The 12,662-nt window shown below is 62.1% G+C and carries 9 protein-coding genes; 6 read left to right on the top strand and 3 right to left on the bottom strand.

The genetic code is table 11. The annotated features are described in order from the left end of the window. Nucleotides 1–187: 187 nt before the first annotated feature. Together JAB8_RS24735 and JAB8_RS24730 are read left to right on the top strand one after the other, a co-directional pair. A complete protein-coding gene (locus JAB8_RS24735; protein WP_083286938.1) occupies nucleotides 188–2,458 on the top strand; it encodes an ABC transporter ATP-binding protein in 2,271 nt (756 codons plus the stop codon). Nucleotides 2,459–2,460: 2 nt separating this feature from the next. After that, nucleotides 2,461–2,931 carry a DUF1854 domain-containing protein gene (locus tag JAB8_RS24730; RefSeq protein WP_070221406.1) on the top strand — a complete coding sequence of 157 codons (471 nt, stop codon included), beginning with the start codon at nucleotides 2,461–2,463 and terminating at the stop codon, nucleotides 2,929–2,931. A gap of 139 nt (nucleotides 2,932–3,070) precedes the next feature. On the opposite strand, the gene JAB8_RS24725 is transcribed toward JAB8_RS24730, so the two are convergent. Together JAB8_RS24725 and JAB8_RS24720 are read right to left on the bottom strand one after the other, a co-directional pair. After that, entirely contained in the window at nucleotides 3,071–5,593 is a 2,523-nt protein-coding gene (locus JAB8_RS24725; RefSeq protein WP_070221050.1) for a TonB-dependent receptor, read from the bottom strand. Between the two features lie 432 nt (nucleotides 5,594–6,025). Beyond that, the gene (locus JAB8_RS24720) at nucleotides 6,026–7,540 is read right to left on the bottom strand and encodes an AMP nucleosidase (protein ID WP_070221052.1); all 1,515 of its coding nucleotides are present in this window, start codon (nucleotides 7,538–7,540) and stop codon (nucleotides 6,026–6,028) included. Between the two features lie 113 nt (nucleotides 7,541–7,653). Between JAB8_RS24720 and JAB8_RS24715 the strand changes: the two genes are divergently transcribed. From JAB8_RS24715 to JAB8_RS24700, 4 genes are read left to right on the top strand one after another with little or no spacing between them, the layout of a single operon-like run. Next, nucleotides 7,654–8,253, top strand: coding sequence for a TetR/AcrR family transcriptional regulator (locus JAB8_RS24715; RefSeq protein WP_070291842.1), 600 nt, complete (start codon nucleotides 7,654–7,656; stop codon nucleotides 8,251–8,253). Nucleotides 8,254–8,270: 17 nt separating this feature from the next. Beyond that, on the top strand, nucleotides 8,271–9,074 hold the full coding sequence (gene map / locus JAB8_RS24710; protein ID WP_070291841.1) for a type I methionyl aminopeptidase: 804 nt from the start codon (nucleotides 8,271–8,273) through the stop codon (nucleotides 9,072–9,074). Nucleotides 9,075–9,076: 2 nt separating this feature from the next. Next, nucleotides 9,077–9,481: a hypothetical protein gene (locus JAB8_RS24705; RefSeq protein WP_070291840.1), complete on the top strand. Its 405-nt coding sequence runs from the start codon at nucleotides 9,077–9,079 to the stop codon at nucleotides 9,479–9,481. 56 nt (nucleotides 9,482–9,537) lie between these two features. Further along, entirely contained in the window at nucleotides 9,538–10,188 is a 651-nt protein-coding gene (locus tag JAB8_RS24700; protein WP_070291839.1) for a heme-binding beta-barrel domain-containing protein, read from the top strand. Here the strand turns inward: JAB8_RS24700 and JAB8_RS24695 are convergent. Further along, nucleotides 10,185–12,647, bottom strand: coding sequence for a tetratricopeptide repeat protein (locus tag JAB8_RS24695; protein ID WP_070291838.1), 2,463 nt, complete (start codon nucleotides 12,645–12,647; stop codon nucleotides 10,185–10,187). The genes JAB8_RS24700 and JAB8_RS24695 overlap by 4 nt on opposite strands. Nucleotides 12,648–12,662 lie beyond the last annotated feature (15 nt).

Below are 12,662 nucleotides of genomic sequence, written 5' to 3'. Positions count from 1 at the left end.
CGCGCATTTTTTTGCTCCGTTTTGCCATCATTCATTACCTGCAGGCATCCATTCGATACAATACAGGAAATTGCCACTGGTGCATCTACCTCGCCATCGCGCAATACACAAACATTGATCGGGCGTCTGCCCCATCCCCCAAATCCCGCCCTGAAGGGCTTGGCCTCGAGCCGGAGTATGCTTTACGATGACAACTGAACTGAGTGTTCCTGCAACAACTATTCCCCTTACCTCGCTGCCGGAACACTGGCTGGCGGAAGTGGAAAGCAAGCTTTCTCCAGGGGAGAACGTTTTAAGTAGCGTTGAGGTTGACCTCGATGCGCGATTACGTTTCACAAAAGGCATAATTGTTGTCACAGAGAAGCGTTTACTGGCCCGTTCCCCGGGCGATACCACCTGGAAAAGTTGGTCTTTCCGCCACGGACTGCGCCTGACGCACCACGACCACGCCGGCGTCGGCCACCTGGAATTGTTCGACGACCACGGCCGCCTGGCGTCGTGGCGTTTTACCCTGGGCCAGAATCTGCATGCGATCCGCGTGCTGGAACAGTTCGTCGAGCGCCTCGACAGCCACCTGACGGGCCAGCCCGTGCTGGAAGCGGAGCAGGAAGTGTGTCCGAGCTGCAAGGCGCCTCTGGAGCCGGAGCAGGAAGAATGTCCGATCTGCGCCAAGGTGCTGCATACGCCGCCATCGACCTGGACCCTGTTCCGCCTGTGGCGTTTCGCCCATCCCTACCGTGGCCAGCTGGCCCTGGGCTTCATGCTGATGCTGCTCTCCACGGCCGCGCACATGATTCCGCCCTACCTGACGGCGCCGCTGATGGACAATGTGCTGATCCCGTATCAGAACGGCAAGCATATCGATCCGTGGCTGGTGGTGTACTACATGAGCGGCTTGCTCGGTTCGGCCCTGCTGGCCTGGCTGCTGGGCTGGGGCAAGACCTATGTGCTGGCCCTGGTGTCCGAACGCATGGGCGCCGACTTGCGCTCGGCCACCTATGAACACCTGATGAAGCTGTCGCTGGAATTTTTCGGCGGCAAGCGCACGGGCGACCTGATGGCGCGCATCGGCAGCGGCAGCGACCGCATCTGCGTCTTCCTCTCGCTGCACTTGCTCGATTTCGCTTCCGACGTGCTGATGATCATCATGACGGGCGTGATCCTGTGGTCGATGAATCCGTGGCTGGCCATCATGACCCTGGCGCCGCTGCCGTTCATCGCCTGGATGATCCACCTGGTGCGCGACCGCTTGCGCACGGGCTTTGAAAAGATCGACCGCGTGTGGAGCGAAGTGACCAACGTGCTGGCCGATACCATCCCCGGCATTCGAGTCGTCAAAGCGTTTGCGCAGGAAAAGCGCGAAGCGGCCCGCTTCCGCGACGCCAACGCGCACAACCTGGCCGTCAACGACAAGTTGAACAAGGTCTGGTCGCTGTTCTCGCCGACCGTTTCCTTCCTGACGGAGATGGGCTTATTGGTCATCTGGTGCTTCGGCATCTGGCAGCTGTCGCGCGGCGAAATCACCGTCGGCGTGCTGACCGCCTTCATCGCCTACAGCACGCGCTTCTACGGCCGCCTCGATTCGATGAGCCGCATCGTCTCCGTGACGCAGAAATCGGCGTCCGCCGCCAAGCGCATCTTCGACATCCTCGACCATGTGTCGAGCGTACCGGAACCGGCGCAGCCCGTGAAACTGGAGAAGATCGAAGGCAGGATCGATTTGCGCGAAGTCGGTTTCCGTTATGGCAACCGCGCCGTCAACCGCGGCATCACCCTGAACATCAAGGCGGGCGAGATGATCGGCCTGGTGGGCCACAGCGGTTCGGGCAAGAGCACGCTGGTCAACCTGATCTGCCGTTTCTACGACGTGTCGGAAGGGGCGATTTTGCTCGACGGCGTCGACATCCGTTCGTTCGCCGTGTCCGACTACCGCCGCAATATCGGCCTGGTGCTGCAGGAACCGTTCCTGTTCTTCGGTACCATCGCGGAAAATATCGCCTACGGCAAACCGCATGCGACGCGCCAGGAGATCATCGCCGCCGCGCGCGCCGCGCATGCGCACGAATTCATCCTGCGCCTGCCGCAAGGCTACGATTCGATGGTGGGCGAGCGTGGCCAGGGCTTGTCCGGCGGCGAACGCCAGCGCATCTCGATCGCCCGCGCCCTGCTGATCGACCCGCGCATCCTGATCATGGATGAAGCGACATCGTCGGTCGATTCGGAAACGGAAAAAGAGATCCAGAAGGCGCTCGATAATCTGGTGCAGGGCCGCACGACGATCGCCATCGCGCACAGGCTGTCGACCCTGCACCGGGCCGACCGTCTGGTGGTGCTGGACCGTGGCCAGGTCGTCGAAGTGGGCAGTCACGATGAACTGATGGCGAAAGAGGGCGCCTATTTCCGCCTCTACGAAGCACAGGCGCGCAACAACGAACTCGCCCTGGATGACAAGGAATAAGCATGGCCAGTACAACTTTTACATTAAGCCGCGACCCCTTCGGCAAGCTGGTGATGACGGACGCGGACGGCCAGGTCTTTGAAGGCGTGGCGCCCGTGCGCGCCTTCCCCATCCAGTCGCCGGACGAAGGCATTTCGCTGGTGCTGGGCAACGGCAAGGAAGTGGCGTGGATCGACCGCCTCGACGCCATGCCGGAGCCGGCGCGCAGCCTGCTGCAGGAAGAGCTGGAAGGGCGCGAATTCATGCCCGAGATCGCGAGGGTGAAAAGCGTCTCCAGCTTCGCCACGCCATGCACCTGGCATGTCGACACGGACCGAGGCGAGACGCAATTCGTGCTGAAAGGCGAAGAAGACATCCGCCGCATCGGTGCCGCGTCGCTCTTGATCGCCGACAACCATGGCATCCACTTTTTGATACGCGACATGTTTAATATCGACAAGACGACGCGCAAGATACTCGACCGCTTCCTGTAAGCTAAGCGTTGGAGTTACCTGAAAACCGCTGCCTGCAGCGGTTTTTTTTCGTCTGCCGGGCATGAAAAAAGCCGCACTCTCGTGCGGCTTTCGGGGGCAGTACCGGCAGCCATTTCAGGCTGCCGGGGATTGCGCTACATTACATGAACTTGTAGCCTGCGCCGATGTAGAAGTAACGGCCGCGCACGTTGTACAGCTGAGCAAAGCCCAGGGTGCCGTACTGGTTACCCGCGCCCATTGCGCTAAACGGCGGCATTTTGTCGAACAGATTCTTGATGCCGGCCGTGAAGGTCAGGTTTTGCATCGCCACGTACTGGCCCGTCAGATCGACTTCCGTGTGCGAAGGAATCGTGCGGGTGCCCGGCTTGATTTCTTCGCGGCGCTTGTCAGAGTCGATCATGTCGCCCGTCGTGCGAATGACCAGGGAGCCGGACATATTGTCCTTTTCCAGGCTCGCAGTAAACGTGTTGCGGTATTTCGGGTTCATGAACGTCTTCAGCGTGCTTTGCACCGGATCCGTTTCCGTATCCTGCGTTTCCATGCGGGTGTAGACGGTGGACGCATTGCGGATCGTGAACTTGCCGAACATCGTTTGCGGCGAGGTGTAGCGTACGTCCGTATCGAAACCGCGTACTTCGGTGGTAGCCAGGTTCTGGTTGTTCAGCAGGATGCGCGCGTCGCCATTCTTGATTTCGACGTTGCCGCGCTCGATCGCCTTGGTTTCCGTCAGGGTACCGATCTCGTTCTTCTTGTCGATCTTGAAGTAATCGATGCTGACCGTCAGCGAGTTCACTGGCGAGAACACCACGCCCAGGTTATAGGTCTTGCCCGTTTCAGGTTTCAAGTCCTTGTTGGAGCCGGAGACCTGGTAGTAGGAGAAGTTGGTGCAATTGCCGGAAATCGAAGGGAAGGCATTGCAGATTTCCTTGTCGTTCGTCGTATAGGCACCGGCATCGACGCCGCCATACATCTGTTTCAGCGATGGCGCCAGGTAGCTGCCTGCATACGAACCGCGGAACATCAGGTTGTTCAGCGGCTGGTAGCGCAACGCCAGTTTCGGGCTGGTCTTGCTGCCGACATTCGAGATGTCGTCATAGCGCAAGGCGACCTGAGCTTCGACGTTTTTCAGGAAGGGAATCGACAGTTCGCCGAAGATGCCCTTGGAATTGCGGTCCGCCTTCACGGCAGCCTGCTGGATGCTGCCGAAGACCAGGCCATCGATCTGGTTCTGGTCGGGCTGGTCGCTCAGCGTTTCCTTGTTGTACGACACGCCGACGGCGTAGGCCATCGCACCGCCAGCCAGGTCCATGATCGGCGCCGAGGCCTTGGCGTTGAAGAAGGTCAGTTCCGATTTGCCGGCGCGCGTAGGCGTCAGGCGAATCTTGTCGACGGCGGCTTGCGGGTTGTCGGTGCGGGTCGGGTCGATCGAACCATTCTCGATCGCTTCGTTGAACAGATCGTAATGTGCGTAGTTCGAATCGCGGTTGGTGGCCTTGCTTACGCCCTTGCCGATGGCGACGTCCCAGTCGATGCCGCGCGTCGTGCCTTCCAGGCCCGTCGAGAACTGGGTCATTGTGCCCTTGCGGTTGGTCTTGCGAGGACCCATTTGCATAAAGCGGCCGGCAACGGTCTTGCCATTGACTACGAAGTTGCCCGGAGCAGCCTGGGCTTCGAAGTCATCCTTGCTTTCGGAATAGGTAAATTCCGCGAACGCGCGGATGTTGTCGCTGATTTTCAGGCTGCCGATCAGCATGCCGCTGACGCGGTCGGCGCCGTTGGTCGAGGTCAGCAAGGTCTTGTTGACGTCGAAACGGCAGGAGCCGTTGCTCAAATCGTCCGGTGGGCATGGCACCAGGGTGCCGCCGCCGGCGATATTGCCGCTAGGATGGAAGCCGCTGCGGCCATCCGGGCCGCCAAAGCGGCGGAAGTCGGCCGAACGGGTCAGGTCGCGGTCCTTGCGGTAGATCGGATCGCGCTTGAACACGTCGACCGTGGCCAGTACGTTGAAGCCCTGGGTGTCGTAGTCGCCAAAACCGTACACGAGGTTGGCCGTCTTTTCCTTGGCGTCCGAGCGCGAGCTTTGACCATAGCTGGTCTTCGCTTCCAGGCCCTGGTAGTTCTTTTTGGTGATGAAGTTCATCACGCCGGCCACCGCATCGGCGCCATAAATGGCGGATCCGCCGTCCTTCAGGATTTCAATGCGTTCCAGCGCGCTCAGCGGGATAGCGTTGACGTCGACCGCGGCGCCCGCGCCCGAACCGTCAGCCAGCGCATTGGTTGGCAGGCGGCGGCCGTTCAAGAGGATCAGCACGTTGCGTTCGCTCAAGCCGCGCATCTTGATGTTGGTGGTGCCGGAACCGGAAGGCGAGTTGGCGCTCAGCTCGCCTTGATCATTGATGTCGATCGAGGCCAGATTCTTGACCAATTCGGCAACGCTGGTGGCGCCCGTGCGCTCGATATCTTTTTTGGTGTAAATCTCCACCGGTGCGGCCGTTTCGGCATCCACGCGCTTGATGGCGGAACCGGTGACGACCACGCGCTGCAATTTCTCGTCAGCCTTGGCTTCCTGCGCTTGAGCGGCCTGGTGCATGAAGCCTGCGCTCATGACCAAAGTGCCGGCAAACATCATGCGCAAGGATTTGCTTAATTTCTTTTCAATCATTGTCCATCCTCCAACTAGGAAACTTTAGTTTCCTTAGGGTTTTTATTTAGCTATTTGAAAGTATTTTCAAAATTACCATGTTTATAAATTTAGCAGCTTAAATTTACAATTCATCAGACCATTTTTCGCCTTGGGCTGTCAAGACGGCTCTGCTTTTTGCGTATGGATTCTCTCTTCGAAGAATGACGCTGGATGAATTTGATTTGTGTATGGCAGGAAATCATTAAATTTTAATTGTTAAATAAATTTAATTTTCCCATTAGCAAAAAAAGCGTGGATAGTTTTGTTTTTTTGTGATGCCGATCTGGACATCTGTTGTTTTTTTGTGACGTTTTATAGTGTCGTTGCGACGATTGCCCGCCGCATTGCGTCAGCGCTACGGGCAAAAAAAAGCCGCCCGTGGAGGGCGGCCGGCATGAAGGGGGAGCGCGCTTATTGAAACGCCACTTCCGCAAAACTGCGCAATTTTCGGCTGTGCAGGCGGTCCACGCCCTGGCGGCGCAGCAGTTCCACGGCGCGGATGCCGATGCGCAGATGCTGGTCGACTCTTTCGCGGTAGAAGTGATTGGCCATGCCGGGCAGCTTGATTTCGCCGTGCAGCGGCTTGTCGCTCACGCACAGCAGGGTGCCGTACGGCACGCGGAAACGGAAGCCGTTGGCGGCGATCGTCGCGCTTTCCATGTCCAGCGCGATGGCGCGGCTCTGGCTGAAGCGGCGCTCCGGCGTGCGCTGCGGCAGCAGTTCCCAGTTGCGGTTGTCCGTGCTGGCCACGGTCCCCGTGCGCATGATGTGTTTCAAGTCATGCCCCGTGAGCTGGGTGATTTCCGCCACGGCCGTTTGCAGCGCCTGCTGGATTTCCGCCAGCGGCGGGATCGGCACCCACAGCGGCAAGTCTTCGTCGAGCACGTGGTCTTCGCGCACATACGCGTGCGCCAGCACGTAGTCGCCCAGGCTTTGCGTGGTGCGCAGGCCCGCGCAATGACCGAGCATCAGCCAGGCGTGCGGGCGCAGCACGGCGATATGGTCGGTGATGGTCTTGGCGTTGGCCGGTCCCACGCCGATATTGACCATGGTGATGCCGCTGCCGTCCGCGCGCAGCAGGTGGTAGGCGGGCATCTGCGGCAAACGCGGCGGGGCGGCGCCCAGCGCATCCTCGCTCTCGACCGTCTGGCCCACACGTCGCGTGACCACGTTGCCCGGTTCGACGAAGGCGACGTAGCCATCGTCGTCCGATGGCGCGGCCGCGTCGGGCGCGCGGTCCATCATGGCGTGGCCCAGGCGGATGAATTCGTCGATGTAGAACTGGTAATTGGTAAACAGGACGAAGTTCTGGAAATGCTGCGGCGAGGTGCCGCTGTAGTGGCGCAGACGCTGCAGCGAATAATCGACGCGCGGTCCCGTGAACAGCGACAGGGGCTGCGCTTCACCGTGCGCCGGTTCGTGCGTGCCGTTGGCGATGCCGTCGTCCATGGCCGACAGGTCGGGCAGGTCGAACAGGTCGCGCATGGCCAGGCGGCGGCCCGCATCCATATTGCCCTCGATATGGTCATGCTCGGCGAACGAGAAATGCACGGGGATGGGCTGGGCGCTGACGCCCACTTCCAGGTGCACTTTCTGGCCGCTGTTATGGTTTTTCAGCAGCAGGGTGAACTGGTCCAGGTAGTAATCGCCGAACAGGTCGGGGCGCGTCAGCGTGGTTTCAAACACGCCGGGGCCGGCGACAAAACCGTAGGCCAGCGGAGAGTCGGCGCGCGCCACGGTGTCGGTCTGGATGCGCACGAAGGGGTAGCAGGCGCGCACCCGTTCGTGCATGTCTTCGCCGGCGACAAAGCGCTGCAGCGCGTCGCGCAAGTGTTCGATGCTGCTGCGGTAAATGGCTTGCACCTGTTCCAACGCCAGGCGTGGATCGTCGAAGCGGGAGGAGGCGATGAAGGGGGGCGTAAGCAAGCGGATTCTCCTTGTAGCGGTTCGTGCATACCATTGTAAGGCAGCAAGGCAACTCATGTTGGCGCATGTCGGGGGCGCTTGACGGATTCAAATAGAATCTGTATTCTATTTGAATGGTCAGACTCGCTAAATTCAACGAAAACAATTTCATCGACAGTGCGATCGCCGTCGCCGCGCAGTGCGGCGTGGGCGCCGTGTCGATGGCTGCCATCGCCGTCAAGGCCGGCGCGCCCATCGGCTCCGTGTATCACCGCTTCGATTCGCGCAACGCCATCCTGGCGCGCGCCTGGCTGCGCGTGAAAAGCGACTTCCGCGAGGAAGTAGCCAGCCGCTGGCTCGGCGGCGACACCTGGGCCGGCGTGCACGGCTTGCTGGACTGGTGCCGGCGCAAGCCCGTGTACGCGCGCTTCCTGCTGCAATGCGCGGACAGCCCCGATTTCAGCAGTGGCCTCAGCGAGCAATTGCTGGCCGCCGTCGAAGAGGAACAGGCGGCGCTCGATGCCTGCTTTGTGCGCTGCGCCGAAGCTATGCCGGCCACCACGGAGCTTGACCTCGATCACATGCTGCTCAAATTCGTGCTGATCGATGCCCCAGTGGCCGTCGTCAAGCCTTACCTGACCCAGGAGCGGCCGATACCGGCCAGCGTCGACGCCATGCTGCGCGCCTCGCACGACGCCGTGCGCGGCTGGGCGACCCAAACCATCACACACTGACAAAGAAAAGAATCCCCATGCGCTATTCCACCCAGCTAGAACACGGCAAGAAAATCCCGCTGCACGACGAAGAAGGTTTTATCGGCATGCGCGCGGCCGGCCGCATCGCCGCCGACACGCTCGACTACATCGCTCCTTTCGTCAAACCGGGCGTGTCGACGGCCAAACTCGACGCCCTGTGCGAGGAATTCATGCGCGCCGCCGGCGCCATCCCCGGCACCATCGACTACCACGGCTACAAGCACGCCAGCTGCATCTCCGTCAATCACGTCGTCACGCACGGCATCCCGTCGGACACCAAGATCCTGAAGGCGGGTGACATCCTGAACATCGACGTGACGCCGAAATTCAACGGCTGGTTCGGCGACACCAGCCGCACCTTCAAGGTGGGCGCCGTGTCCATCCTGGCCAACCGCCTCGTCAACACGGCGTATGACGCCATGATGGCAGGCATCCACACCGTGCGTCCGGGCGCGACCTTGGGCGACGTGGGCGCCGCCATAGAGGCGGTGGCCAAGGCGCAGGGCTTTTCCTCCGTGCGCGACTTCTGCGGCCATGGCGTGGGCCAGGTCTTTCACGACACGCCGCAAGTGCTGCACTATGGCCGCGCAGGCACGGGCATCGTGCTCGAACCGGGCATGATCTTTACGATCGAGCCGATGCTCAACGTGGGCAGCTACCAGGTCAAGGTCTTGCCCGACAAATGGACGACGGTGACGAAAGACCGTTCGCTGTCGGCGCAGTTCGAGCATTCGCTGGCCGTGACGGAAACGGGCTTTGAAATCTTTACCCTGACCGGTTCGACCGAGCCGCTGGTCTGAGCATGGATGCGGCCAGTACCAGCCTGACGCAGCGCCTGCTGAACAAATACCGGCACGATCCCGAAGACGCGCTGCAGCAGGTGGCGCTGGCCGTCCTGCAGCAGGAAGGCATCCGCGACGACAGCGTGCTGCGTTCTGAACGCATCGCGGCCCTGGCGCCGCCCGTCGCCCAAGTGCTGACCCTGGCCGAGTGGCTGGCCTATGTGGACTGGGAAGGCTTCGACAGCGCCCTGTACGCGAATATCGACGCGGTGGCGGCGTTCGTCGCCGGCGAATTGGGCCTGCCCGAGGCGGCCGCCAATCTGCTGCAAACGCGCGATGCGGCCGTGTTCGAAACGCAGCGTCCTTTGCTGGCCGCTGCAGCCTTGCTGTTCGTCGAACGCCACATCGCGCTCTTTCCCAGATAGCGGCCTGCATCTTACAATGGCGGCAAGCACTGTTGCCCCATTTTGAAGACTTCCGCATGAGCGATTTTCCCGAAGATATCTACACCGAGCCGTCCGCCGACGTGCATACCCTGAACAACCTGGGGCCCCTGACCGGCATGGCCGGCATCTGGACGGGCACGCGCGGCCTGGACGTCAAGCCGAAAGCGGACGGTCCGCGCAAGCAGGCCTTCGTCGAACGCATCGAGCTGCAGCCGATCGACCCCGTCACCAACGGCCCGCAGCTGTTCTACGGCTTGCGCTACTACATCCACATCACCAAGCCGGATCAAGTGAAAACCTATCATGAGCAGGTGGGCTACTGGCTGTGGGAACCGGCCACGGGCGCCGTGATCCAGACCCTGGCCATCCCGCGCGGCCAGATCGCCATGGCGTCGGGCACGACGACGGCGGACGCCACCAGTTTCGAACTGGTGGCCAAGCGCGATTCGACGGCCTACGGCATCTGTTCGAACCCTTTCCTCGAACACGCATTCACCACCGTCGAATACCGGATCAAGGTCGATATCCACGCCGACGGCACCTGGGGCTACGATGAAGACACGGTCATGCTCATTCGCGGCAAGGATGAACCGTTCCACCACACGGACCGCAACCTGCTGACGAAAGTCGGCGAGCCCACGCCGAACCCGATGGCCCTGCAGGCGCTGGCGGCAGCCGCCGCTTAAGGCTGTCCCTGGGCGACGGCCTTGATCGCGCGTTCCTCGCCCATGGCGGCCGCGATCTTCCAGCGCTGCATGGCGCTGGCGCGGTCCGGGCGTTTTAATCCGGCGCCTTCCCAGTCCATCAGTCCCAGGTTGTAGATGTCGCCCGCGCTGCCCTTGTCGGCGGCCAGGGTGAACCATTTGCGCGCTTCCTTGTGATTGACGGGAATCTGGTAACCGCGCACGTGGTACAGGCCCAATAAGTGCATCGCTTGCGCATTGCCCTTGTTCGCGGCCTGTTTCAGCAGGTCGAGCCCGCGCGCCATGTTGCGCGGTTCCTGCCAGCCTTCGGCCAGCATCACGCCCTTCGCCGTCAGCGCATAACTGTCGTTCTTCAGCAGGCCCTTGCCGACCAGGGGCTTGGCGGCCACCTGGCGCGCTTCGCGCTGCTGCGCCGTCGGCGCCGTGACGGGGCCGGGCTTGCCTTCGCCCATCAGCAGCATCCAGCCATACAGACCATACGCGCCCGCGTCGCCCTTGCCGACCAGGCTTTCCAGCATGGCCAGCGCCTGTGCCTTGTCGCCATTTTCGTACAGCTTGACGGCCTTGGCGGCACTTGCGTCCTGCGGCACGGCGGCCGGTGCATGGGGCGCAACGGGCGCCGAGGCCATGGCCGCCTGCTGCGGAGGCGCAGCGGGGCGCACGCGCACGGGCAAGCCATAGCTGGCGGCCAGCACGGCCACGCTGGCGGGGGCGAGGATCAGCACTTGCGCCAGCTGGTTGCGGCGGCCCTTGCCGGCGATGCCCATGGCGCGTGCGGCCTGCTGCTGGCCGCCCAGCGCTTCACTGAGCACGCTTTTCACCTTGCGGTTGAACAGCCAGTAGCCGGCGCCCGTGACGAGCAGGCCGGCAACGGCGGCCGCGCCGCGGCCGGCGAAGAACCAGGCGGCGATGGCGGCGGCCAGCGCGGCCAGCGCGCTTTTCCACCAGAATTGCTTGGCCAGCCGCGTGTAGACCTGGCGCAGGGCGCCGAGCACGCAGGTGCGCACATTGTTGGCATAGTCGGCGGAGACGACATCGACGTGGGCGTGATCCGCGTCGCCGCTGAGGACAGACTCGATCACGTCCGCATTCAGTTCCGAGGCGGCCACGTCGCGTAGCGGCGTCAATAGCCCCTGCACGTGGGCCGAGAACAGGCCGTCGTCGGCGCTGCCGGCCAGCGCATCGCTGAGCGCCTTGAGGTCGCCGCGCAGCAGCTTTTCCACGATATCGTCCAGGGTCAGCCAGCGCAAGTCCGTGCCGTACGCCACCAGGTGGTGTTTTTCCGCGTTGCACGATGCGTCCAGGCGCACGATACGCAGCTTGGCAGCATACAGGGCGTCGACTTCCTGCGGCTGGTCTTCATTGTAAATGCTCACTTTTGCCAGGGCCAGGCTGCTGGCAATGGCCGCCAGTGAGTGCACGCTCTCCTTGTCGCGGATGCGGCGCGCGTCATCGGGCGCCGGCTTGGGCAGGCTGACGCTGTAGCCGGGCGTCACGTGCACGTCGACCCAGGCCGCCGTGCCCACCTTGCCGGAGCCGTCGCACGGGTTGCAGCGCAAGTCGCCCGCGCCGCTGCAAGTGCGGCATGTAACCTTGCCGCTGGCGCGGCAGGTGCCGCAATTGATGTTGCCGGAACCGTGGCAGGTGTTGCACGTGACCTTGCCGAAGCTGCAATGGTAGCAATTGCGATGCTCGGTGCGGTATTGCGTGCGCGTTTCGCTGTGGTAGCTCGTGTGCGAGCTGCCGTTGCTGTAGGTGGTAGTGGGCACTTGCACCGTGATGTAATCGGTGACTTGCTCGGCCACCGTGCCGCTGCCGCTGCAATACGAGCACGACACCTTGCCGCTGCCGTAGCAGCCGTAAGCGTCGCAGCTGACGGTGCGCCCGCCGTGGCAGTTCCAGCATGTTTCCGTCGTCGCGCCGTGGCAGGTGTGGCAGCCGATGCGGCCTTTGCCCGAACAGGGGACGCACGTATCGAGGTGCCAGTACTTGACGGCGTGCGGCAGGTAGGCGCCCGCTTCGATGGCGTTGTAGGCCTGGCCCGCCTGGCGCAAGGCATTGTCGAGCTTGCCCGCCGCGCGGCGCAGCCGTTCCTTCTCCTGCGCGTGAGCGAGCGCTCCCACCTCGTGGGAGCCACATCGGCAGTCATTGCCCGAGGGCGTGAAATAGCCGTTGATGACGCGCTGTTCGAAGCGCGCTTCGAGCGCGTAATTGGCTTGCAGGGAAAAATCCTGCAGCACGTCTTCCTCGCCCAGCGGCGTGATGTCGTGCGGCTCGAAACGCGTCTTGTCCTGCACCAGCGTGCGCAGCTTGCCCAATACGGTGGGGATGTCTTCCTTGCCGAGCTTGACGGGCGCTGGCGCCGCCACGGCCGTCTCTGTCACCTGCGGCGCATCCTCGATGCCTTGGGTTTCATGGGCCGTCTCGGTGCTGGGGTTCATGCGCGTCCTTTTGCT

It is taken from the genome of Janthinobacterium sp. HH106 (genome assembly GCF_001758725.1).
Taxonomy (GTDB): Bacteria; Pseudomonadota; Gammaproteobacteria; order Burkholderiales; family Burkholderiaceae_D; genus Janthinobacterium.
Note: the sequence above shows the minus strand (reverse complement) of the source record. Positions and strands in the feature narration are given on the sequence as shown.

Bases quoted from the DNA above. Each gene is read 5' to 3' on its own strand.
- JAB8_RS24735 (WP_083286938.1), top strand. From the start codon at position 188: ATGACAACTGAACTGAGTGTTCCTGCAACAACTATTCCCCTTACCTCG.
- JAB8_RS24730 (WP_070221406.1), top strand. From the start codon at position 2,461: ATGGCCAGTACAACTTTTACATTAAGCCGCGACCCCTTCGGCAAGCTG.
- JAB8_RS24725 (WP_070221050.1), bottom strand. From the start codon at position 5,593: ATGATTGAAAAGAAATTAAGCAAATCCTTGCGCATGATGTTTGCCGGC.
- JAB8_RS24715 (WP_070291842.1), top strand. From the start codon at position 7,654: ATGGTCAGACTCGCTAAATTCAACGAAAACAATTTCATCGACAGTGCG.
- map (WP_070291841.1), top strand. From the start codon at position 8,271: ATGCGCTATTCCACCCAGCTAGAACACGGCAAGAAAATCCCGCTGCAC.
- JAB8_RS24705 (WP_070291840.1), top strand. From the start codon at position 9,077: ATGGATGCGGCCAGTACCAGCCTGACGCAGCGCCTGCTGAACAAATAC.
- JAB8_RS24700 (WP_070291839.1), top strand. From the start codon at position 9,538: ATGAGCGATTTTCCCGAAGATATCTACACCGAGCCGTCCGCCGACGTG.
- JAB8_RS24695 (WP_070291838.1), bottom strand. From the start codon at position 12,647: ATGAACCCCAGCACCGAGACGGCCCATGAAACCCAAGGCATCGAGGAT.